Origin of the sequence: Massilia sp. Root418 (assembly GCF_001425265.1) — a bacterium.
Lineage (GTDB): Bacteria > Pseudomonadota > Gammaproteobacteria > Burkholderiales > Burkholderiaceae_D > Rugamonas.
Window position 1 is genome coordinate 75,087 of the sequence record NZ_LMEC01000023.1, and the last position, 21,367, is coordinate 96,453.

General features: G+C 67.0%; 21 protein-coding genes. 6 read left to right on the top strand and 15 right to left on the bottom strand.

Annotated elements, in window-relative coordinates:
• Positions 1–20: 20 nt before the first annotated feature.
• The 14 genes from ASC94_RS23825 to ASC94_RS23875 form a co-directional block, all read right to left on the bottom strand.
• Entirely contained in the window at positions 21–1,643 is a 1,623-nt protein-coding gene (locus ASC94_RS23825) for a TolC family protein (protein WP_162251449.1), read from the bottom strand.
• 135 nt (positions 1,644–1,778) lie between these two features.
• Positions 1,779–1,928 carry a hypothetical protein gene (locus tag ASC94_RS32745; RefSeq protein WP_157201562.1) on the bottom strand — a complete coding sequence of 50 codons (150 nt, stop codon included), beginning with the start codon at positions 1,926–1,928 and terminating at the stop codon, positions 1,779–1,781.
• Between the two features lie 34 nt (positions 1,929–1,962).
• Complete coding sequence (locus ASC94_RS32750; RefSeq protein WP_157201563.1) at positions 1,963–2,118, bottom strand: hypothetical protein; 156 nt, start codon at positions 2,116–2,118, stop codon at positions 1,963–1,965.
• Positions 2,119–2,154: 36 nt separating this feature from the next.
• Positions 2,155–2,325 (bottom strand): hypothetical protein, encoded by a 171-nt coding sequence (locus ASC94_RS32755; protein ID WP_157201564.1) that lies wholly within the window; start codon positions 2,323–2,325, stop codon positions 2,155–2,157.
• A 106-nt stretch (positions 2,326–2,431) separates the two neighbouring features.
• Positions 2,432–3,523, bottom strand: coding sequence for an ABC transporter substrate-binding protein (locus ASC94_RS23830; protein ID WP_056401754.1), 1,092 nt, complete (start codon positions 3,521–3,523; stop codon positions 2,432–2,434).
• Positions 3,510–5,543: an MFS transporter gene (locus tag ASC94_RS23835; RefSeq protein WP_056401757.1), complete on the bottom strand. Its 2,034-nt coding sequence runs from the start codon at positions 5,541–5,543 to the stop codon at positions 3,510–3,512. The genes ASC94_RS23830 and ASC94_RS23835 overlap by 14 nt, the downstream gene beginning before the upstream one ends.
• The gene (locus ASC94_RS23840; RefSeq protein ID WP_157201565.1) at positions 5,540–6,397 is read right to left on the bottom strand and encodes a hypothetical protein; all 858 of its coding nucleotides are present in this window, start codon (positions 6,395–6,397) and stop codon (positions 5,540–5,542) included. Before ASC94_RS23840 ends, ASC94_RS23835 begins: the two co-directional genes overlap by 4 nt.
• A gap of 217 nt (positions 6,398–6,614) precedes the next feature.
• Positions 6,615–7,670, bottom strand: coding sequence for a hypothetical protein (locus ASC94_RS23845; RefSeq protein WP_056401761.1), 1,056 nt, complete (start codon positions 7,668–7,670; stop codon positions 6,615–6,617).
• Positions 7,667–9,046, bottom strand: coding sequence for a radical SAM/SPASM domain-containing protein (locus ASC94_RS23850; RefSeq protein ID WP_056401764.1), 1,380 nt, complete (start codon positions 9,044–9,046; stop codon positions 7,667–7,669). Before ASC94_RS23850 ends, ASC94_RS23845 begins: the two co-directional genes overlap by 4 nt.
• Before the next feature lie 556 nt (positions 9,047–9,602).
• Positions 9,603–10,481: a hypothetical protein gene (locus ASC94_RS23855; RefSeq protein ID WP_056401766.1), complete on the bottom strand. Its 879-nt coding sequence runs from the start codon at positions 10,479–10,481 to the stop codon at positions 9,603–9,605.
• 11 nt (positions 10,482–10,492) lie between these two features.
• Complete coding sequence (gene gloA / locus ASC94_RS23860; protein ID WP_082616800.1) at positions 10,493–10,903, bottom strand: lactoylglutathione lyase; 411 nt, start codon at positions 10,901–10,903, stop codon at positions 10,493–10,495.
• Between the two features lie 53 nt (positions 10,904–10,956).
• On the bottom strand, positions 10,957–11,478 hold the full coding sequence (locus tag ASC94_RS23865) for a PRC-barrel domain-containing protein (RefSeq protein ID WP_056401769.1): 522 nt from the start codon (positions 11,476–11,478) through the stop codon (positions 10,957–10,959).
• Positions 11,479–11,574: 96 nt separating this feature from the next.
• A complete protein-coding gene (locus ASC94_RS23870; protein ID WP_056401772.1) occupies positions 11,575–12,906 on the bottom strand; it encodes a sorbosone dehydrogenase family protein in 1,332 nt (443 codons plus the stop codon).
• 29 nt (positions 12,907–12,935) lie between these two features.
• The gene (locus tag ASC94_RS23875) at positions 12,936–13,196 is read right to left on the bottom strand and encodes a hypothetical protein (protein ID WP_229417386.1); all 261 of its coding nucleotides are present in this window, start codon (positions 13,194–13,196) and stop codon (positions 12,936–12,938) included.
• A 146-nt stretch (positions 13,197–13,342) separates the two neighbouring features.
• Between ASC94_RS23875 and ASC94_RS23880 the strand changes: the two genes are divergently transcribed.
• Positions 13,343–14,263 (top strand): DUF3667 domain-containing protein, encoded by a 921-nt coding sequence (locus ASC94_RS23880; RefSeq protein ID WP_056401774.1) that lies wholly within the window; start codon positions 13,343–13,345, stop codon positions 14,261–14,263.
• 15 nt (positions 14,264–14,278) lie between these two features.
• On the opposite strand, the gene ASC94_RS23885 is transcribed toward ASC94_RS23880, so the two are convergent.
• Complete coding sequence (locus tag ASC94_RS23885; protein WP_056401777.1) at positions 14,279–14,659, bottom strand: VOC family protein; 381 nt, start codon at positions 14,657–14,659, stop codon at positions 14,279–14,281.
• Positions 14,660–14,831: 172 nt separating this feature from the next.
• Between ASC94_RS23885 and ASC94_RS23890 the strand changes: the two genes are divergently transcribed.
• The 5 genes from ASC94_RS23890 (at position 14,832) to grpE (ending at position 21,316) form a co-directional block, all read left to right on the top strand.
• Positions 14,832–15,734 (top strand): NAD kinase, encoded by a 903-nt coding sequence (locus ASC94_RS23890; RefSeq protein ID WP_056401780.1) that lies wholly within the window; start codon positions 14,832–14,834, stop codon positions 15,732–15,734.
• Positions 15,735–15,753: 19 nt separating this feature from the next.
• Positions 15,754–17,421 carry a DNA repair protein RecN gene (recN, locus tag ASC94_RS23895; protein ID WP_056401782.1) on the top strand — a complete coding sequence of 556 codons (1,668 nt, stop codon included), beginning with the start codon at positions 15,754–15,756 and terminating at the stop codon, positions 17,419–17,421.
• 102 nt (positions 17,422–17,523) lie between these two features.
• Positions 17,524–19,134, top strand: coding sequence for a patatin-like phospholipase family protein (locus ASC94_RS23900; protein WP_082616801.1), 1,611 nt, complete (start codon positions 17,524–17,526; stop codon positions 19,132–19,134).
• A 126-nt stretch (positions 19,135–19,260) separates the two neighbouring features.
• Positions 19,261–20,370, top strand: coding sequence for a ferrochelatase (hemH, locus tag ASC94_RS23905; RefSeq protein WP_056401789.1), 1,110 nt, complete (start codon positions 19,261–19,263; stop codon positions 20,368–20,370).
• Between the two features lie 400 nt (positions 20,371–20,770).
• Positions 20,771–21,316 (top strand): nucleotide exchange factor GrpE, encoded by a 546-nt coding sequence (gene grpE / locus ASC94_RS23910; RefSeq protein ID WP_056401793.1) that lies wholly within the window; start codon positions 20,771–20,773, stop codon positions 21,314–21,316.
• The last annotated feature ends 51 nt before the right edge of the window (positions 21,317–21,367 follow it).

The following is a 21,367-nucleotide window of genomic DNA, read 5'->3' on the forward strand; positions in this document are numbered from 1 at the left end:
GGGGACAGTTGGGTTGAGGGTCAATCGGGCGGCGGCGCCAGCGCCAGCGGGCCCAGGCCGGCCAGCGCGGCCGGGTCCAGGCTGTAGCGGTCCGGCTCGGCGGCGGCGGACGGGCCGCCGGCCAGCAGCGTGCCGGTGGCCAGGCGCAGCCGCGCCAGCGCCTCGGCGCAGGCCAGCTGCAGCTGCAGGGCGGTGACGCGCGCGCTGACGTAGCGGCTCTCCACGTTGATCACGTCGATCAGCGTGGCGATGCCGTTTTTCTGCTTGGTGATTTCCTGGCTCACCGCCAGCTCGTACCAGGCCAGGCCCTCGCGCGCGCTGCGCAGCTGCGCCTGGCTGGCTTGCAGGGCGCGCGCGGCGCCGTCGATCTCGGTGGCCACGGCGGTGTCCAAGTCGCGCTGGCGGATGTCGAGCTGGGCCAGCTGGGCGGCGCGCTCGGCGGCGGCGCCGCGCGCGCTGTTGTTTTGCAGGGGGAATTCCCAGTTCAGGCGGGCGTACACGGAGGGGCCGGACTGCACCCGGCCGCCCTGGTCCAGGAAGCCGTAGTGGCGGCCGCCCTCCATGACCTTGGCGTAGCCCAGGCCGGCCTGCAGGTCGAGCTGGGGCAGCTGGGCGTTGCGCGCCGCGGCCAGCTGGCGCAGTGCGGCCTCGCGCTGCCAGGCCAGCACTTGTACGTCGGGCCGGCGCGCGCGGGCCGCGCTGCGCCAGGCGGCCAGGCGGGGCGCCGGCAGCGCCTCGGGCAGGGTGTGCTGCAGCGGGTCCGGCAGCGCCTCGGCCGGCTCGGCCAGCGCGGCGATGGCGGCCGCGTCAGCGCCCAGCAGGCGGCCCAGCGCGTCGCGCGCCTCGCTGCGCGACAGTGCAGCGGCGGCCAAGGCGGCTTCCTTGTCGGCGGCGTCGGCGCGCAGCAGCACCATGTCGGCGCGCGGGCGTTCGCCGGCGTCCACCAGTTGCTGGATCGAGGCCAGCAGGGCGGTGCTGCGCTGCGCGCTGCTGGCCGCCACCTGCTCCAGCTCCAGCCGCGCGCGGTAGGTCCAGTAGGCCGTCAGCACGCTGTAGATGGTCTGGGCGGCGCGCTCGCGCAAGGCGTAACGGCTGGCCACCAGTTCCAGCCGCGCCGCCTCCTCGGCGGCGGCCGCGCCGGCCGCGCTGCCGCGTCCGCGCAGCAGCGGCTGGGTGACGTCCAGGCGCAGCTCCAGCAGCTTTTGCTGCACGCGCGCCGCGCCCGGCGCCAGGTTGTCGTTGCCGGTGGCCGCCAGGCCGGCGCCCACGCGCGCGCCCTGCGCCAGCAGGCGGCTCACCTCGGCCTGGTAGCCGGTGGCGATCAGGCGCGACTGGGTCAGCCCGTCCGGCGGGACCAGCGCGCTGTCGCCCAGCGGGCGCACGGTGCGCTCGTGGTGCACGCCTGCGGCGCTGAGCCAGTCGAAGCGGCCCCGGGCCTGTTGCAGCCGGGCGGCGGCGGCGTCGATCTCGCTGCGCTGCACGGCGATGCCGGGATGCCGGGCCAGCGCCTGCGCCAGCGCGTCGGCCAGCTGCAGCGGCGCGGCCTGTGCGCCGCCGGCGGGGACCGCCGCGCAGGCCAGCGCCAGCGCGGCCAGCAGGCGGCGCGCTGGTGCGGCGGATGCAGCGGGAGGCGGTGTCGGCATTGCGTCGGCCATGTTCGGATAGGGTGCGGCTATTCGGGATGCATCAGCATCGGTCGGGAAATCGGATTCGAATTCGGTGTTCGGTAGTACGTCGGGCGGGCGGCGGCGCAGCGCGGCCGCCCGCGTCAGCGCTGCTTAGTTATCCATCAGGCTGAAGGTGCCGCACATGGCGGCGCAGGAGCCGCCGCCGGCCACGTCATCCAGTTCGGTGTCGGTCAGTTCCAGGTCTTGCTCTTGTTGCGGCTGGGTGTCTTTCAGGGCGTCGCTCAGTTGTTTGTTGCTCATGGTGTGCTCCGTTTAAAAAAGGGGAAAAGGGCTGTCAGGCCAGCGAGAAGGTGCCGCACATGGCGGCGCAGGAGCCGCCGCCCGCCACGTCGTCCAGGTCGGCGTCGGTCAGTTCCACGTCCTGCGTGGCTGGCACGTCGGCCTGGTTCAGGGTGGTGGCCAGGGTCTCGTTCAATTGTTTGTTGCTCATGATGGTCCTGTCAGTCGGGTTGAGGGAAACGGATGCTTAGGCCAGCGAGAACGACTGGCACATGGCGCCGCAGGAGCCGCCGCCGGCCACGTCGTCCAGCTCGGAATCGGTCAGTTCCAGGTCTTGCACCGGGCCGGTGTGGCCGGTCTTGACCAGTGCTTCTTTCAGTTTGTCGCCCAGTTCATTGGCCAGATTTTTATTGCTCATGTTGTCTACCTTCAGAAGTAACGACTGCTAGTTTTAAGACATCAAGCCTGATCGGTCTTTTCTTGCAAGAAGAAACAGGGACTGCGTAACGGGTTCCGCGCTGCGCCTACTCGCGCGCGTCGGCTGCCTCGGCCGGCGAAATGAGCTCGGCCAGCTTGACCACCGACAGCGGCGGGAACACGCCCAGCTTGCGCGCCGAGGCCATGTTGACCAGGTAGGTGAACCGGTTCAGCAGCTCGATCGGGATCTGCGACACCTGTTGCTGGCCGCTGAGGATGAGCTGGGCCTTGGAGGCGGCCAGCTCGCCCACGTTGGCGTAGGTGCTGACCACGCCCAGCAGGGCGCCGTGCTGGCGGATTGGCGCCTCGGTGGCGGAAAACACGGGAATCTGCGCCGCGTAGGCGGCCTGCACCACGGTGCGCGCGTGCTTGATCAGCAGCGAGTCCGACGGCAGGTAGATGAACTGCGGCTTCTTCGCCACCACTTGCCGCATCAGCGCCGCCAGGGCCGCCTCGGACACCTTGCCGCGCCCTTCGTCGGGCACCGGCGCCATCTCCAGCGTCATGCCGTAGCGCGGCGCGATCTGCTCCAGCTGCTGCACCGCCAGCGCCGAGTTGCGCTCCTGCGGGTTGTACACCACGGCCATGGTGCGCGTGCTGCGCATGGCTTGCAGCGCCTTCATCTGGTCGCCCAGCGGCACCATGTGCGAGGCGCCGGTCAGGTTGCGGCCGGAGGCGGCCATGCTGGTCACCAGGCCGGCGCCGACCGGGTCGGCCACGATGTTGAACACCACCGGGATGTCGGTGATGTTGCGCGCCGGGTCCACCTTGCCGACCTGGCCGGCCACTTCGGCCGTGACGGTGGTGCCGAAGGTGTAGATCAGGTCCGGCCTGAGCTCGCGCGCCTCGCGCACGAAGCCGGCGATGCGGGCATTGTCGGCCTGCGCGTCGCGCACGATGAACTCGACCGGGATGTTGTGGCGGCGGAAGTAGTCCATGAAGCCGCGCTCGGCGTCGGTGGCGCCGCGGTACAGGATCATCATGATGCGGTAGGGCTTGACCGTGGCCGGCGCCGGCGCGGCGGCGGACGCGGAAACCGCAGCGGAGGCCGGCACCGAGGCGGTGGCCGGGCCGTCGGCGCGGGCGCCGGCGGCGCAGGCGAACAGGCACAGCGACAGTGCGAGATTACGAAACAGCATTGCCAGTTTCCTTTCCTTGGAAGAGGGCGGCGCGCCCCTGTTGACGTTCGAACCAGAAGAACAGCCCGGTGAAGCAGGTCGTGCACAGCAGTGAAATCAGGCCGATGCCGAGGAACGCCTGGCGGAAGCCGAACTGCGAGATCAGCAGGCCGGCGATGATGGGGCCGAGCACGTTGCCGGAGCGTTCGATCAGGCGGAAGATGCCGGTGGCCGTGCCGCTGCCGACCTGCTGCACCACGTCCTGGCAGAAGTCGTTGATCAGCGCCAGCTGCGGCGACACGCCGATCGAGTGGGCCACGCCCAGCAGGGTGATGGCGGCCAGCGCGCCCGGCGTGCTGTCGTAGAAATAGATCACGAACATGGCCGCCGCCGCCGCGTAGCCGCCCACGCTGACGAAGCCGCGCAGCCGGCCCAGGCGGTCGGCCGCCTTGGCGATGGCCGGCGAGAGCAGGATGATGGCCAGGCCGTAGGCCATCATCACGCGCCCGGTGGCGGACTGGTTGTTGCCCAGCAGTTTCAGGTACAGCGGCGCCGAGTAGTACAGGAAGCCGGTCAGGGCGATCTTGGCCGGCACGGCTGCCAGGAAGGTGATGGCCACGAAGTGCTTATTGCCCAGCAAAATCTTGAAGTCCTGCCGGTTGAGCTTTTTGCGCGGCGCCGCGCTGCGGTTGGGGTCGGCATGCAGGAAGCGCAGCACGAAGGCGGCGGCAGCCAGGCTCAGCAAAGCGGACAGCAGGATGGTGTGGCTGTGGCCGAGCCGGTCCGACAGGATGCCGCCGATGGCCGAGCCGGACAGCGAGCCGGCGAAAAAGCTCGACAGGAACACCGCCATGCCGCGCGTGCGCTGCGCCGGCGGGGTATGCGCGGTGACGTAGCTTTGCGCGGTGATGAACACCAGGCCGTAGCCCAGTGCGGTCAGCGAGCGCCACAGCAGCAGGTCGTACAGGCTGTGCGCGCCGGCCGTGAGCACCAGGCCGGCGGTGGTGATGGCCGCGCCCACCACGAAGGCCTTGCGGTGGCCCACGTGATCGCTCCAGGCGCCGGCCCAGGGCATCGACAGCGCCCAGACGAACATGAACACCGAGATCGGCAGGCCGACCACCAGGTCGCGCGCCAGGCCCATGCCGGGCTCGTAGAACTGGCCCACGTAGACCGGGAAAAAGCTCAGCGACAGCGAGTCCGCGAAGATCAGCAGGAAGAAGGGCCAGCGGATATGGTCCAGCGCGGCCGCGTACAGAGTGCTGCGCTGGCCCGGCGCGTGGAAGCGGAAGCGCGCCGCCGCCGCGCCGTCCGCCAGGGCGTGGTAGCGCTGGTTCAGCACCGCCACCACGTGGTTGAAATGCGCACTGAGCTGGCCCACGCCGCCCAGCCGGTCAAACGGCAGGTAGTGGCGGAAGTCGCCGGCGCGGATGTGCTGCAGGAAGTCGCGCATGGCACAGGCCGGGGTGGCGATGACGAAGGACAGCACGAAGCGCATCAGTTCGAAGGCGATCAGGCTGGCCACCACCAGCACGGTGGCCACGTCGTAGGAGATTTCCTGCAGGCGCTGCTGCACCAGCGAGGCGCGCTGGCCCAGGTGCAGGGTGCCGACCCGCTGGCGCTGGAACACCAGGGGCACGCTGGTGTTGAAAAAGCCGTCCACGGTGTCGGTGCCGATGTCGCTGCCGGCGCGGCCGAACAGGGCCAGCAGCGGCGGCGGCGCCTGCCAGCGCGGCTGGCCGCGCTGGTACAGCACAGTGCCGCGCGCGTCTGCCACCACCACGTAGGCGATGGCGGGATGGTCCTTCAGCACGCCGTCCAGGAATTCCTCTGTGCCCACCAGCTGTTCCAGCGGGATGCCGCTGACGTAGGCTTTTTCCAGCACATCCGATACGGAGTAGCTGAGCGCGGTGACGGTGCGCGCCATCTCCGGCGGCAGGTCGTGGTGGAAGTTGCGCAGCACCAGCGCGGCCAGCGCCAGCGTGGCCAGTATCATCAGCGCCGCCACCATCAGGCTCAGCCGGGTTTGCAGGCTTTTCATGGCTGCGCTCCCGCCGGCGCGGCGCCGGGCTGTTGCTGTGTCTGGTGCTGTGCCTGGGCCAGCGCCTGCGCGGCTTCGCGGCTGACCGCGATGAACTGCGCCACGTCGTCGGCCATGTCGCCGCCGGCGCCGTCGGCAGTCTGCGCGCTGGCCGGAACCGGCACCGGGGCCGGTGCCAGCGCGCCGGCGATGGCGCCGGCCAGGCGTTCCAGCTGGGCGGCGAAGCTGCGCGTCATCAGCAGCACAGCGCCGCTCACGCACAGCGCCGCCAGCGCCACCACGGCCAGGTAGTCCAGCGCCAGCTTGGTGCGCATGGCGGCGATGGCTTGTTCCACCGGCGCGCGCGCATAGCCGATGACGATCACGCCGGCCTTGCCGCCGAAGCTGTTGGCGAAAGGCATGCCCAGCTGCAGGGTGGCGTCGTCCGCGTCCTGCCAGTAGGCGTCGGCGGTGGCCTTGCCGGCCAGCGCGCGCCAGGCGGCGGGACTCAGCGCCGGTAGCGCGCCGCTGCCCACCACCTCGCCGGCATCATCGGCGATGGCGACGTAGCTGATGCCGGTCTGGCGCAGGCCGATGCGTTCCAGCACCGCCATCAGCTGCACGTTGGCGGTCGGGCGCAGGCCCAGGTTCAGGCCCGCTTCCACGGTCTGGCGCACGTCCTTCGCCAGCACGAGATGGCGGCTCAGGTTCAGGTTCAGATAGGTTTTACGGTAGTTCGAATAGTTCAGGAAGACCTGCAGCGCCAGCATGACGGCGAACACGAGGCACAGCAACGCCGCGATGCGCCACCAGATGCGCCGGGGTTGCGGCGCCGTTCCGGACGGGGTGCCGTGCTGCTTTGCGCTCGCTGCCATATGCCCTCCCTTGCGTTGCGTTGCGTGACGTTGCGTTGCGCCACGTTGCGATACGTGTCTACCCGCCGGGGCGCTGGCGTCCCGGAAGTCCCTGTGTCGATGTGCTTGCCGGCCGTGCCGGCGATGGTGCCGATGCTGCTGCTGCCGATGCCGCTGCTGATGCCGCTGCCGCTGCTGCCGCTGCTGATCCTGGTGCCGGCCCTTGTGCCGGCCCGGATCAGGCCGCCAGCATGGCCGGCGGCGCCGCCGCCAGTGCCTGCAGCCAGTGGGCCGCGCCGGCGCGCACGGTGCCGTCCATGCGGGCGGCCTGGCGCAAGCCCTCCAGCCTTGCCTGCACCGCCGCTCCCAGCGGGCCGTGCGGCCCCCCCGCCTGGTCCAGCAGCGCCGTCAGCAGCAGCAATTGCAGCGTGGACGGCAGCGGCGCCAGTTGCAGCGCCGCCGGCTGGTCCGGCAGCTGGCCCGGCAATGGACCCGGCAGCTGGCCCGGAACCATCGGCGCGCCTGACTGCAGCGCGGCCAGCAGCAGGAAGCCCTGGCGCACCGGGCTGTCGCGCCAGGCGCCGCAGCGCGCGGCCACGGCGGCGGCCAGCCGCGCAATCAGCTGCGTATCGCCGCTGCCGAGGATCTTGAATAGCACTTCGTCGGCGTAGTGGTTGGCGCAGGACGCCAGCGCGGCCGGGTCCAGCGCCTGCTCCAGGCTGCCGTGCGGATAGCGCGCGGAAGGGCCGGTGCCGTACAGCAGGTCCAGCAGTTCAATGGCGCTGTGCAGTGCCGCGTCGGCGCGGCGGTAGGCGGCGTGCGCGCGCAGCAGGTTGAGCAGCTGGTCGGCAGCGCCCACCAGGGCCACCGCGAAGCCGCCGGCGTGCAGCTCGCCCAGCGCATCCAGTCCGCGCTCCAGTCCCGCCAGCGCTTCCTCGTAGCGGTCTTCGTAATAGGCCTGCAAGGCTACTGCCGGCTGATACAGCGCGGCGATGCCGGCGCGCGCGGTGGCCGATTGCGGCTGCCATGTGGCGCCGTCCAGCGCGCCACGCCAGTGCGCGATCTGCGCCGTTTCCCGGGCCCGCACGCTGGCCACCAGTTTGCGGATCAGGCTGTGGCGGTACATCATGTCCAGCTGGCCGGCGGCCGGTTCAGCCTCGCTGCAGTAGGCCAGGATGTCGTAGAAAATATGGTCGCGCTTGAACAGCGCGGCCGGCTCGCCGCCGCTGGCCAGCAGCTCGGCGAGCAGGTCGCCAGGCGGCTGCGCCGGGTGGATACCGCCGCGCGCCATCATGCCGCCTCCGCCGCTGGCGCTTCGCTCAGGCCGCCCTGCTTGAGCAGGTGGTTCAGCAGCAGCTTGTCCTCGATATTGGCCTTGTAGGACGGGCAGGCCACGTCGCCGTTCAGCCATTGCTTGGGACAGGCGCCGCCGCATATCGGCAGCAGGTTGCACTTGCGGCAGGGCGCCACGTCGGTCTTGATTTCCTCGTACCACTGCTTGGTGACCGCCTTGTCGTTGCGCACGGCGTCGATGGTGTCGACGTGGCCGATGCGGTAGCGCGCGTCCTCGTACTTGGGCGTGTAGGGAAACTCGTAGCAGGGGAACACATTGCCCGACACGTCGAACACCTCGGCGTCCTTCTCCACCACCATGCAGGGCTGGGTGCGGCGGCCCGGCACGATATTGCTGAACTTGAAGCCCTTGCGGATGGCGTACATGATCCAGTCGATTTCCGCTTCTGCGAACTCTTCCTTGGTCAAGCTGTAGTCGTCGGCATTGTTGCCGCCCCAGTCCACGATGGGCTGGAAGTCGATGGTCACGCCCTTGCCACCCAGGCCGTACTGCGCCAGCCGGTCGATCAGCTTGTAGATGGCTTTCACGCTGGTGCGGTTGACGTTGACGCGGATGGCGATGCCGCATTTCTCGGCGCCGAACTCGGGCAGGCTGGTCACCTCCAGGATGTTGCGCACGATGATCTCGAAGGTCTTCTTGCCCTCCTTGGTGATGCGCATCAGGTCGTGCGTGGCGCCCACGCCGTCCAGCGTGATCTGGAAGTGCTTGATCTGCTGCTCCACCAGTTTGAGGAAGATGGCCGGCTTGAAGTTCAGGCCGTTGGTGATCATGTGCGCGCTGTAGCGGATGCCGCGCTCGGCGCAGTGGCTGCGCAGGCGCTCGCTCATCGACAGGATTTCGCGGTAGGCCATCAGCGGCTCGGCGCCGAACCACTGGATGGCCAGGCGTTCGTATTGCGGCTTGGCCAGGTTGCTGAAGATGCGGTTGACGATTTTGTCGCTGGTGGCCTGGTCCAGGTTCTTCTTGGAATGAACCTGGCCGCAGTAGGTGCAGCCCAGCTGGCAATTCGCGGTGGGCTGGATGGTGGCGCTCAGGATCTTGGTGTCGGCCGTCGCGGCGACGTTGCGCTTGAGTATTTCAGCGAACTCGTCCTCGTCCGCCGGCACGATCGCTTCCAGGTCGATCAGGGTGGCCAGATGGCGCGTGTTGAGCGCCGTGAAATCACCGGCTTTTAAATTGGAATAGACCCTGTCTTTAATCAGGAATGTTTTGCCCGTGCGGGTTGCATATAACAAGCGGGAGGGGTCGCTGTCGAATTCCGGGTTAATCAGGTCGGTCAGGACGATATATGAGGAAAGCTTGTAGTTGGCTGTCATGAAAATGCTTTTATATGACGCGGAACTGCTGGCCGCGCGGTCTCAATAGTAATGCCGCCACATGAATTGCTGGCAGCGCCTGCAGCGGCGGGCAAAAGAACCCCCTGCCATCAGCGCCGCCTGTGCGGTTGCTGAAGCTGCTGTTTGCTGCCTGATTTAACCGCCTTGATTAAAGCGCGGGGTATTTCCTACTTTATTGAAAGTTAACTTCGCATGGCTTCTTATTTAATATCGACTATGTGTTTTTGTTAATAACTTGAACGACGGTTGATGCTAATTGATGAGTTTAATTTCCGTCAATATTATTTTTTTATGATATTCCTTGATGCCGGTCAGAAGAATGCGAAACAGCGCGGCTGCGGCTCCGGACCGCTGGCGTTTCTTTTAAATAAAAAGCAACTTCCGGGGCCTGTAAATATGCGGCTTCGCGCGCCTCGGCGGCGCTGGGAAAGGAGGGGGAAATGGCTTTGGCGGAACCCCGCGCCGCTGTTGCTGCTTTTCCACACGGGGCGGGAAAATGCTTGCGCAGCGCTGCCGGGGAGACAGCGGGGCGGTGTCAGGGCCGGGTTTGCCCCGAGCTCAGCTGCTGCAACCGGCGCCGCACCACCTCGCGCGCCGCGGCGGAGGGCAGGGCGGCCATGCGTTGCGGCGTCATGCCGCCCGCGTGCGCGTGCGCGGCGATGTCGAGCCCGATCAGGTAGCCGCTGCGCGGCGGGATGTCGCCGCGGTAGCCGGTGCTGAAGTAGCGCTGCACGTCGGCATCCTGCGCCGAGTCGCACTGCAGCAGCAGGTCGGCGGCGATGCGTGCCGCCGTGCCCGGCGCCAGGTGCAGCAGCGGCCCATTGTCGAACAGCAGCTCGCCGCGCGTGGCGCGCGGATTGAGCAGCTGGCTGGCGTAGGTGGCGGTGCCTTCGCTCCACAGCAGCGCATGCAGCGGCGGCGCCGGGTCCAGCATCGCGCCGGGATTGTGCTGGGCCTGGTACAGGTGGAACAGCTCATGGCTGAACAGTACCGCCGTGCCCGGGTCCGCGCCGTGGTAGTACAGGATGCCGTCGATGCCGATGTACAGCGGCAGCGTGGCGCCGCAGGGTTCCAGGTGCGCGTCGAACTGGAACAGCGAGGGCAGGAAATGCACCGCTACCGGGCGCTGGTCGAAGTCGGGAAAGGCCGCCTGGAACGTGGCCAGCTGCGCCTGCAGGGCTGCCGGCATCCGGGCCGAGCGCGCGCGCGCGTGCGCCGCCATGGGCGCGAAGCGGCGCAGCCACTGGTCCACCAGCGCCGGTTCGGGCGCCAGCCCGGCTGCGCGGTAGAGCGCCAGCCGTGGCTTGAAAAACCGCGAGAACAGGGCCTCGCCTGGCCGTGCGGCAGCATGGGCGGCGTCGTAGGCCAGCCAGAAGGCCGGCATCCAGTCGCGCACATGGGGGCCGCCGCGCATGGTGCGGCTGGCTAGCGCAGGCCGCCGCCCTGGCCGTCGAACCGGCGCTCGATCAGCTCGATCTTGTAGCCGTCCGGGTCGGTGACGAAGGCGATCACGGTGCTGCCGCCCTTGACCGGGCCGGGTTCGCGCGTGACGTTGCCGCCGTTGGCCTTGACGGCGCTGCAAGCGGCGTAAATGTCGTCGGCCGAGATCGCCAGGTGGCCGTAGGCCGTGCCTTGCTCGTATTCGGTGACGCCATAGTTGTACGTCAGCTCCAGTTCCGCGTGCTCGGGATTGGTGCCGTAGCCGACAAAGGCCAGCGTGTACTTGTATTCGGGATTGTCGCTGGTGCGCAGCAGTGTCATGCCCAGCACCTTGGTGTAGAAATCGATGGAACGTTGCAGGTCGCCGACCCGCAGCATGGTGTGCAGTATGCGCATAGAAATCCTCTGTAAAAGCAGGATTCTATGCGCTTTGCGGCGATCCTGCTGGCTTAGCGGTTGCCGGGGTTGTAGCCGCTGCCGGTGGTGCCGCCCTGCAAGGTGCTGCCGCCCAGGTCGCTCTGCAGCGTGCTGCTTGCCGAGCCCATCACGCTGCCGCTGGAGGTGCGGTAGCCCGCGCCCGGCGTGGTGCCGTAGTAGCCGTGGATGGTGTTGCTGAACTCGGCGCTGGCCATGTCCGGCCAGTTGTCCTTGTCAAAGCCGGGGGCGTTTTCCAGGCGCTCCTTGCTCACGTCCAGGATGAAGCGCTTGTTCACGGTGTCCAGTTCCAGGGCCTGGAACGGCACGGCGAACAGCTTGTCGCCCATGCCCAGGATGCCGCCGAACGACAGCACCGCGTATGCGACTTGGCCGGTCTGCATGTCGAGCATGATTTCCTTGATGTCGCCCAGGTCCTCGTCCATGCGGTTGTACACGTCTTCACCCATCAGCGTGTCGGCCCCCATCAGGCGCGGGCCGGGGCCGCTGTCGGTGTCGCGGTAAATGCCAAAAGTGTCTCGGTCCAGATAGCTCATTATCGTCTCCAATCGAGTAAGGCCGGCCGGGCAGAAACCGGCAGAAGGTTGCCCATCGTGCGTGCTCTTTCAGCTCCCTTTTCTTTTAGCTTCCCTTTATTTCGGCGTGACGCGCCAGATGATGTTGCCGACATCGTCGGCCACCAGCAGGGCGCCACTTTTATCGACTGCCACGCCAACCGGACGGCCTTGCGCTTTGCCGTCGCGGTTCAAGAATCCGGCCAGGAAGTCCTGCGGCGGGCCGGACGGCTGGCCGTTGGCAAACGGTACAAACACCACCTTGTAGCCGCTGTGCGGCTTGCGGTTCCACGAGCCGTGCTGGCCGATGAAGGCGCCGTTCTGGTAGCGCTCCGGGAACAGTTTGCCTTCGTAGAAGGCCAGGCCCAGCGAGGCGGTGTGGCCGCCCAGGGCATAGTCCGGCACGATGGCCTTGGCCACCAGCTCCGGCTTGGGCGTCTTCACGCGCGCGTCCACGTTCTGGCCGAAGTAGCTGTAGGGCCAGCCATAGAAGCCGCCTTCCTTGACCGAGGTCAGGTAGTCCGGCACCAGGTCGTTGCCCAGCTCGTCGCGCTCGTTGACCACGGTCCACAGCGCCTTCGATTGCGGCTGCCAGGCCATGCCGTTGGCGTTGCGCAGGCCGGTGGCGAACAGCCTGGCCTTGCTGGTGGCCAGGTCCAGCTGCCAGATGGCGGCGCGGCCTTCTTCCTTGTCCAGGCCGTTCTCGCCCACGTTGCTGTTCGAGCCCACGGTGGCGTACAGGAATTTGCCGTCCGGGCTGGCGATGATGTTCTTGGTCCAGTGGTGGTTCAGCGGGCCGCCCGGCAGGTCCATCACCTTCACGGGGGCGGCGGTGATCTCGGTCTGGCCTTCCTGGTAGGGGAACTTCACCACCGCGTCCGTGTTGGCCACGTACAGTTCCTTGCCCACCAGCGCCACCCCGAACGGCGAGTTCAGGTTCGACAGGAACACCGTGCGCGTCTTTGCCACGCCGTTGGCGTCGATGTCGCGCAGCAGCGTGATGCGGTTGGCCGAGGGCGTGACGGCGCCGGCCTTCTTCATCTGCGATTTCATGATGGCGCCCTTGATGCCCTTGCTGTCCTCCGGCTTGGGCGGGGCATTGGTTTCCACCACCAGCACGTCGCCGTTGGGCAGCACGTACACCCAGCGCGGATGGTCGAGGTCGCGGGCATAGGCGCGCACCGTGAAGCCGGCCGCCGGCACCGGCGCGGCGCTGGCGCTCCAGCGCGCCACCGGGGCCACGTTCACGGTGGGCACCAGCGAGCGCTCGGGCGCGGGCAGCACCGGCTGCGGCCCGTAGCCGGGCGGATACTGCTGGGCCTCGGCTGCGCTGGCCATCACCAGCAGCGCGGCCACGGTGAAGGCGGCGATGGCGATGGCGGGGCGGATCGGTGCGGCGGGAGAACTCATGGCTGGCCTTTCGCTTTCACTGGGGTTGGTCAGTCGCGCTTGTTGCCGGGCTGCGGCCGGGCTTCGCCGGGCGCGTGGGGTTGCACTTTTTCCACACCGGGCGTGCCGCGCAGATCGGTGTCCACCAGGCCCTGTTCCAGGTCGCTGGCCGCTTGCTTGATCACGCTGCGCGTCTCGTTCGGATGGCCTTCCGGCGACTCGTCGCGCTCGTGCGGCAGGCGTTTGCCGTCGTCGCTGCGGACCTGGGCGTCGGTGTTGACCTGGCGGTCTTTGGCTTCGGTAACCATCATTCGCCTCGCTTGTCGTCATGGAGGAATCATCTTAGCGCCGTGAACCGGGCGCAGTCGCGCAATTGAACTTTATTGAAATAGTGCATCTTTAGCATGAACTCAGGTAACATTCCCGCTTGTTCCGTTGCCGATAAGAGAACTCAGCCGTGAAGCCAGAACTTGCCGACCACCACCACGCCGCGCCCGCCAGCTGCCTGAACTGTAACGCTGCCGTGAGCGGCAATTACTGCCACAACTGTGGCCAGGAAACACGTACCCACGCGCCCAGCTTCGCGGAGTTCGCTCACGAATTCATCGGCCACTACGTGGCGCTGGAGGGGCGGCTGTGGGGCACTTTCGGGCGGCTGCTGTTCCGGCCGGGCGCGCTCACCAATGAATACCTGGCCGGGCGCCGCAAGCGCTACGTGGAGCCGCTGCGCCTGTACCTGACGTTGAGCATCCTGTTTTTCGCGCTGCTCAAGTTCACCAACACCGAGCCGCTGATCCTCAACGACAACGACAGCCGGCCCGCCGCGGTGCAGGAAATGGCCGAGGGGGCGGCGTCGATCAAGGATGAGATCCGCAGGAACGGCGCGGTGAAGGACAAGCAGACCGGCGAGGTGGTGCAGCTGGACCAGCGCTTCCGCGAGGAGGCGCCCAAGGTGGCGCGCGCGGTGGACAATTTCGAGCACATGACCGTGCCGCAGCGCCAGCAGGCGCTCACGGACGGCTTCTTCCACTACGGCCCCTACGCCATGTTCGCGCTGCTGCCGCTGTTCGCGCTGTACCTGAAACTGCTGTACCTGGGCTCGGGGCGGCGCTACGGCGAGCACCTGCTGTTCAGCCTGCACGTGAGCGCGTTTGCCTTCGTGCAGTTCGCCGCCATCAAGCTGGTGGGCGATACCAGTTTCGCCGCCTTTGTGCTGATCTGCTGGCTGGTGGGCTACCTGCCGTGGGCCATGCGGCGCGTGTACGGCGGCGGCAAGTTCGGCATCTTCGTGCGCTGGAGCGTGCTGATGCTGGCGCACTGCATCTCGCTGGCGGCCGCGGTGGGCATCGCCATGGGCGCGGGCGTGGCCGCGCACTGAGCAGTGCGCGCCGGCTTATCCGGGCGCCACGGCCGGCTGCCACAGCTCGATCTTGTTGCCGTCCGGGTCCATGAACCAGCCGAAGCGGCCGTAGTCGAAGGTCTGCGGATCGCCCACCAGTTCGGCGCCGCCGGCCACCACCTGGGCCAGGGCCTCGTCCAGGTTGTCCACCACCAGGTTGAACATGAATTCGCGCTTGGACGGCGCGAAGTAGCCGGTGGTGTCCTTGAAGGGACTGAAGGTGGTGCAGCTGCCGGCCGGCATGGCGGCCGGGAAGAAGGAGGCGTAGTCGGTGGACTCGCCGGGGAAGCCCAGGTGCGCCTGGTACCAGGCCATCAGGGCCTGCGGGTTGCGCGATTTGAAGAAGACCCCGCCCACGCCCAATGCTTTTGCCATGCCGCTCTCCTGTCGTGATGTTGTGCCGTGTGCCCCGGCTTGCACTCCGTTGCTTGCCGTTTTATACTGTTTGCATATACAGTATATGGATGCGTGTTGATGCATGGCAGAAGGCTGCATTATCGGTTACTCTGACTAGTGTTGCTACCCCCCAATCACGCCCGAGAGATCTATGCCCGCCACGCCAGCCTTATTTTCCACCATTGCCCTGGTTGTCCGACAGAACACGGCGGGCATCGAAGCCCAGGTCCGCAGCCTGCTGGCCTTCCTGAAAGAAGGCGGGCACCACGTGGTGCTGGAGGCCGAGACGGCGGCGCACCTGGGCATGCAGGACTATCCCGTCATGACGCCGGACGAGATCGGCCGGCACGCCAGCGCCGCCATCGTGATGGGCGGCGACGGCACCATGCTGGGCCTGGCGCGCCAGCTGGCGCCCTACGACGTGCCGCTGATTGGCATCAACCAGGGCCGGCTCGGCTTCATGACCGACATTCCGCTGGAAGGCATGCTGCCCATCCTGGCGCAGATCATGCGCGGCAACTACCAGGCCGAGCGGCGCACCCTGCTGGAAGGCAGCGTGCGGCGCGACGGCAAGGAAATCCATGTCGGCCTGGCGGTCAACGACGTGGTGGTGTCGCGCGGCGCGGGCGCCGGCATGGCCGAGCTGCGGGTGGACGTGGACACCCACTTCATGTACAACCAGCGCTCGGACGGCCTGATTATTTCCACGCCCACCGGCTCCACCGCCTACGCGCTGTCGGCCGGCGGCCCGCTGCTGCATCCGACCCTGGGCGGCATCGTGCTGGTGCCGATCGCGCCGCACGCGCTGTCGAACCGGCCCATCGTGCTGCCCGATTCAAGCGAGATCCAGGTGGAGATCGTGCGCGGGCGCGACATCACCGTCAACTTCGACATGCAGACCTTCGCCAGCCTGCAGGCGCAGGACCGCATCATCATCAAGCGTTCGCCGCACGCCATCACCTTCCTGCATCCGGAAGGCTGGAGCTACTACAACACGCTGCGCGAAAAGCTGCACTGGAACGAATACCCGTCCACCGACGGGAAGTTAGTCTAACCCTCATCTGTTACTGCCCATGCTGCGTACCCTGTCCATCCGCGACTTCGTCATCGTCGACACCATCGAACTGGAATTTTCCGCTGGCTTCACCGTCTTCACCGGCGAAACGGGCGCCGGCAAATCCATCCTCATCGACGCGCTGACCCTGGCGCTGGGCGGACGCGGCGACGCCAGCGTGGTGCGCGACGGCGCGGCCAAGGCCGACATCACGGCCGACTTCGCGGTGACGGAACAGGCCGCCGCCTGGCTGGCCGCCAACGAGTTTGCCGCCGACGAGGGCGGCGCCCTGCTGCGCCGCGTGATCGACAACGCCGGCCGCTCCAAGGCCTACATCAACGGCGTGGCCGCCACCGCCGCGCAGCTGCGCGAGCTGGGCGACATGCTGGTCGATATCCACGGCCAGCACGCCCACCAGTCGCTGCTGAAAACGGATGCGCAGCGCGAGCTGCTCGACAGCCAGTCCACCATCAAGGATGCCGGCGCCGCCGACGACCTGAAAGCCGTGGCCGCCGCGCACAAGGCCTGGCGCGCGCTGGCGCGCCAGCTGGAAGAGTACGAGGCCGGCGCCGCCAACCTGGCCTACGAGCGCGAGCGCCTGGAGTGGCAGGTGGGCGAGCTGGACAAGCTGGCCGCCAAGCCCGGCGAATGGCAGGACATCGCCAACGAGCACAGCCGGCTGTCGCACGCGGCCAGCCTGCTGGAAGGCGCGCAGGAAGCGCTGGCCGCCATATCTGAATCGGAAGACCATCCCATCGTCTCGCAGCTCGGTTCGCTGAGCCAGAAGCTGGGCAAGCTGGCCGCCATCGACACCGAGCTGCAGCCCACGGTGGACCTGATCGAATCGGCCCGCATCCAGCTGCAGGAATCGGTCTACGCGCTGAACACCTACCTGGACCGGGTGGAACTGGACCCGGACCGCCTGCGCCAGGTGGACGCGCGCATGGAGGCGCTGCACTCGGCCGCGCGCAAGTTCCGCGTGGCGCCGGACGACTTGCCGCAAGAACACGCGCAGCTGTCGGCCAAGCTGCGCCAGCTGGCCGACGCCAGCGACCTGGACGGCCTGCGCCGGCAGGAAGAGAAGCTCAAGGCGGCCTACATGGACGTGGCGCGCAAGCTGTCGGCCACGCGCGCGGCGGCCGCCAGGACGCTGGCCGCGGCCGTCACCCAGGCCATGCAGGACCTGAACATGACGGGCGGCGCCTTCGACATCGCGCTGCACCCCTGCGAGCCGGGCGCGCGCGGCCTGGAGCAGGTGGAATTCCTGGTGGCCGGCCACGCCGGTGTGGCGCCGCGCCCGCTGGTCAAGGTGGCGTCTGGCGGCGAACTGGCACGCATTGCGCTGGCTATTTCCGTGATCACCTCCAACGCCACCACCACCCCGACCCTGATCTTCGATGAGGTCGACAGCGGCATCGGCGGCGGCGTGGCCGAAGTGGTGGGGCGGCTGCTCAAGCGCCTGGGCCAGGCACGCCAGGTGCTGTGCGTGACCCACTTGCCGCAGGTAGCCAGCCAGGCCAGCCAGCACTTCCAGGTGGCCAAAGGCACGCTGGAGAACGGCAAGACCGCCTCCCGCATCGACGTGCTCGACAGCAAGGCCCGCGTGGAAGAAGTGGCGCGCATGCTGGGCGGCCTGGAAATCACCGCCACCACCCGCAAGCACGCCCGCGAGCTGCTGGCCTCCTAGCGCCGCTTTGCGTTTTCTCAACGCCAGGCCGACAGCGCAGCAGTAGCATGGAACAGCTGGGCGCGCGCTGGGCGCGCGCCCAGTCCATTGCGGAGGTGTCGCATGAGTACGCCTGTGAAGATGCAGTTCGCATTCCAGGGCGGCGGCGCGCGGATCGCAGCGCTGCTGGCGGTCGCAGAAGCCATCCAGGAGTTCAAGGCCGATCATAAAATCGAGGTAACCCAGGTGGCCGGCACGTCCGCCGGCGCCATCGTGGCCGGTTTTCTCGCGGCCGGCATTTCCGCACAGTCCATCATGGCTGAACTGCGCGGCGGCAGGGGCGCCCAGCTCATGCGCGGCATCACCGTGCCGGGCAAGCTGGCCGCAGCCTATTGCCTGCTTGTGAAAAACAAATCCCTGCGTGACACGGTTGGCCTGCGCGGCTGGCTCAACGAAAAATTCGCCCAGAAGAACGTGGTGAAAGTGGCCGACGCCGAGCGCAAGGGCACGCGCCTGCAGATCACCAAGACCGACCTCGGCAGCCGCGCCACGGTGCTGGCGCAGGGCGGTGAAACGCTGGCGGACGCCCTGGTGGATTCTTGCGCGCTGCCGTATTTTTTCAGGATATGGGCCGGCAGCACGGCGCCCACGGTGGTGGACGGCGGCATCGCCAACAATTTGCCGGCCAAGCTGCTGACGGTGTCCGATCCCGCCTACGGTGAAATGATCGCGGTCACCTTTGCCGAAGCGGCCACCGACCGGCCCGACAGTTTCGTCAGCTTTTCCGCCAGCCTGCTCGACTCCGCCATGGCGTCGACCATGGCGCTGACGCGCGAAGCCTTCAAGGGCCACCTCGTGGAGGTGCAGACCTCGCTGACCACGTTCAGTTTCCACAAGGCGCTGTCGCCCGGGTTCGAGGCGGAATACGAGCGCATCAAAGCCGATACGGCCAGGCAGTTGCAGGAGCATATCCAGCGCATCAACGCTGCCAGGCGGCGCGCGGTCACCAATCCCTGGAAGGAAACCAATCCGACCGCCGTGCGCATGATGCGCGACGTGGGTGAACTGTATTTCAAGTTGCGCGGCGGCTTGCTGCACTACGACAGCTGCCGCCTCACCGTCTATACCAACGGCGGCCGCCCGGTGGGCGACCAGCATGCCAGCGCACCCGACCTGGTGCAGTTCCACCTGAAAATCCGCACCGGCGCCGAAGCGCTGCATTGCCTCAGCATCGGGCTGACGGAACAGTCCGAAGAGGCAGCTTTTTCCAGCGAGACGGCGCGCTGCACGGTGACCGGGCCGGCCGGCGAACGCACCGATTTCCTGCAGCTGGCCATGCTGCGCAAGCCCGGCGAGTGCACCGACGGCGACCGCGAATTGTGCCTGTTCTTCACGCCACCGCTGCCGCCGCGCAGCGGCCCCTACACCATCGATTTCCAGGAAAACGGCACCGATCTGATGATAGAGCTGTTTAATACGCACGCCGACGCCATCGGCTTCTACCCGCAGCGCGCCGACGGCGTGGTCGGCTGCGTCGAGCTGGTACTGTTTGCGCACGAAGACCTGCACCTGCTGTTGACGCCGGAAGACCCGGCGCAGCCGGGCCGCGTCATGACGGAGGCGGAAATCCAGGCACTCACGCCGATCCCGGTGTTTCCCAACATGCGCGGGCGCGGCATGGCGATCGACAACGCCGGGTCCGCCTGGAGTGTTGCCGTGCATCACTTACATTGACAGGCCGCGTGTTCCGGCCTACCTTTATCCCTGTGTGAATAGGAGTCGAAGCATGAAAATCATCCTGAAAGTTTAAGGCTTGCCAACTAATCTATAATGACGCCTCGACCTCGTCATTGCAGATTCATGGCCTTCCTTAAAGAACCTCCCCATACCCATGGCAGCAACGGCGGCAGCGCCGTGGTGCTGGTCAATCTTGGCACGCCGGACGCGCCCACGCGCTCGGCTGTGCGCCGCTACCTGAAGCAATTCCTGTCCGACCAGCGCGTGGTGGAGATTCCGCGCGCCGTCTGGTGGTTCATCCTCAACCTCATCATCCTGCCGTTCCGCTCCGGCCAGTCGGCCAGGAAATACGCGTCGATCTGGACCCGCGAGGGCTCGCCGCTCAAGGTCAACACCCAGGAGCAGGCGCTGCTGCTGCGCGCCGCGCTGGGCGAGCGCGGCCACGACAACGTCACCGTGGCCATGGCCATGCGCTACGGTTCGCCGTCCCTGCCGGACGTGCTGGCGCGCCTGAAGGCGGACGGCTGCGAGCGCGTCCTGCTGCTACCGGCGTATCCGCAGTATTCCGGCACCACCACCGGCTCCATCTACGACGCCGTGTTCGCCCATTACAAGCAGATCCGCAACGTGCCGGAACTGCGCTTCATCCGCAACTACCACGACCACGACGGCTACATCCATGCGCTGCAGGAATCCATCCTGGCGCACTGGGACGCGCACGGCCGGCCGGAAAAGCTGGTGCTGAGCTTCCACGGCGTGCCCCGGCGCACGCTGCTGCTGGGCGACCCCTACCACTGCGAATGCCTGAAAACCGCGCGCTTGCTGGCCGCCAGGCTGAAGCTCACGCCGGAGCAGTACCTGGTCACCTTCCAGTCGCGCTTCGGCAAGGCCGAGTGGCTGCAGCCCTACACCGCGCCCACCGTGCAGCAGCTGGCGCGCGACGGCGTGCGCCGGGTGGACGTGATCTGCCCCGGCTTCACCAGCGACTGCCTGGAAACCCTGGAGGAAATCGCCATGGAGGTGCGGCACGACTTCATGGCCGCCGGCGGCAAGGAATTCCACTACATCCCCTGCCTGAACGCCGCGCCCGGCTGGATCGCCGCCCTGGCCGAGATCGCCGAGCAGCACATGATAGGCTGGCCGACTATGATGGCCCAGCCGCAGCGCGATGCGCTCAAGAAGGCGGGCGAAGCCGCGCGCGCGGCCGCGCTCAAGCTGGGTGCGGAAAACTGACACTGGCTGCGCACATGGTGTCCAGGTGATAATCAGCACTTGCCGTCGGTGAGTGCCAGCCTGTTACAATACCCGTTCTTCGGGCGGCAACTATTGTAGTAATTCGGAGTAGCAGATCCAGGCGACGGCCAGAACGATGTAGGCCACGATGGACGCTGCGATGAGTGGCAACTTCATGATGCGCTCCCCACGCTGGATGACGGGCGGCGGCGCCGACCTCCATTACATAGTAGCTGCTGCGGTGCAAAAAAATATCTCTCTTGTGAGTCAGTTTGTAACGGCGTTGTTACACATATTGCAATGCCGCGCGAATAACCCTTGAAAAGGTAGGTTATAGCCCCACTTGCTGCCCGTGCCGTCACCAGTAATGTCTAACACTCGATTTGTAGGAGTCTTTCAGATGCAAGATCAGGAAAATCAAGCAGTCCCTAATCCCGAGGCGGAAGCAGCGCCAGCGCAGCCATCGACTCCCGCCGACGCCGCCGCTCCTACGCTGGAAGAGCAGCTGGCCAGCACCGAAGCCCGCCTGGCTGAGATGCACGATGCCTTCATGCGCGCCAAGGCCGACAGCGAAAACATCCGCCGCCGTGCCCAGGAAGACGTTGCCAAAGCCCACAAATTTGCCGTTGAGAGCTTTGCCGAAGCCATGGTGCCGGTGAAGGACAGCCTGGAAATGGCCCTGAAAGTGGAAGCGCCCACCCTGGAGTCGCTGAAGGAAGGCGTGGAAATGACGCTCAAGCAGCTTAATTCCGCGTTTGAAAAGAACCGCCTGCTGGAAATCATGCCGGCGCAGGGCGACAAGCTGGACCCGAACAAACACCAGGCCGTGGCCGTTGTTCCTGCCGAGCAGGAAGCCAACACCGTGGTGTCCGTGCTGCAAAAAGGCTACATGATTGCCGACCGCCTGCTGCGTCCGGCCATCGTGACCGCCGCGCAGGCAAAGTAATAGTAAGAGTAGCTCAGCGCAAGCACTTGAAATCACACAGCATTTCCCACA

Bases quoted from the DNA above. Each gene is read 5' to 3' on its own strand.
- ASC94_RS23825 (WP_162251449.1), bottom strand. From the start codon at position 1,643: ATGCCGACACCGCCTCCCGCTGCATCCGCCGCACCAGCGCGCCGCCTG.
- ASC94_RS32745 (WP_157201562.1), bottom strand. From the start codon at position 1,928: ATGAGCAACAAACAACTGAGCGACGCCCTGAAAGACACCCAGCCGCAA.
- ASC94_RS32750 (WP_157201563.1), bottom strand. From the start codon at position 2,118: ATGAGCAACAAACAATTGAACGAGACCCTGGCCACCACCCTGAACCAG.
- ASC94_RS32755 (WP_157201564.1), bottom strand. From the start codon at position 2,325: ATGAGCAATAAAAATCTGGCCAATGAACTGGGCGACAAACTGAAAGAA.
- ASC94_RS23830 (WP_056401754.1), bottom strand. From the start codon at position 3,523: ATGCTGTTTCGTAATCTCGCACTGTCGCTGTGCCTGTTCGCCTGCGCC.
- ASC94_RS23835 (WP_056401757.1), bottom strand. From the start codon at position 5,543: ATGAAAAGCCTGCAAACCCGGCTGAGCCTGATGGTGGCGGCGCTGATG.
- ASC94_RS23840 (WP_157201565.1), bottom strand. From the start codon at position 6,397: ATGGCAGCGAGCGCAAAGCAGCACGGCACCCCGTCCGGAACGGCGCCG.
- ASC94_RS23845 (WP_056401761.1), bottom strand. From the start codon at position 7,670: ATGATGGCGCGCGGCGGTATCCACCCGGCGCAGCCGCCTGGCGACCTG.
- ASC94_RS23850 (WP_056401764.1), bottom strand. From the start codon at position 9,046: ATGACAGCCAACTACAAGCTTTCCTCATATATCGTCCTGACCGACCTG.
- ASC94_RS23855 (WP_056401766.1), bottom strand. From the start codon at position 10,481: ATGCGCGGCGGCCCCCATGTGCGCGACTGGATGCCGGCCTTCTGGCTG.
- gloA (WP_082616800.1), bottom strand. From the start codon at position 10,903: ATGCGCATACTGCACACCATGCTGCGGGTCGGCGACCTGCAACGTTCC.
- ASC94_RS23865 (WP_056401769.1), bottom strand. From the start codon at position 11,478: ATGAGCTATCTGGACCGAGACACTTTTGGCATTTACCGCGACACCGAC.
- ASC94_RS23870 (WP_056401772.1), bottom strand. From the start codon at position 12,906: ATGAGTTCTCCCGCCGCACCGATCCGCCCCGCCATCGCCATCGCCGCC.
- ASC94_RS23875 (WP_229417386.1), bottom strand. From the start codon at position 13,196: ATGATGGTTACCGAAGCCAAAGACCGCCAGGTCAACACCGACGCCCAG.
- ASC94_RS23885 (WP_056401777.1), bottom strand. From the start codon at position 14,659: ATGGCAAAAGCATTGGGCGTGGGCGGGGTCTTCTTCAAATCGCGCAAC.
- ASC94_RS23890 (WP_056401780.1), top strand. From the start codon at position 14,832: ATGCCCGCCACGCCAGCCTTATTTTCCACCATTGCCCTGGTTGTCCGA.
- recN (WP_056401782.1), top strand. From the start codon at position 15,754: ATGCTGCGTACCCTGTCCATCCGCGACTTCGTCATCGTCGACACCATC.
- ASC94_RS23900 (WP_082616801.1), top strand. From the start codon at position 17,524: ATGAGTACGCCTGTGAAGATGCAGTTCGCATTCCAGGGCGGCGGCGCG.
- hemH (WP_056401789.1), top strand. From the start codon at position 19,261: ATGGCCTTCCTTAAAGAACCTCCCCATACCCATGGCAGCAACGGCGGC.
- grpE (WP_056401793.1), top strand. From the start codon at position 20,771: ATGCAAGATCAGGAAAATCAAGCAGTCCCTAATCCCGAGGCGGAAGCA.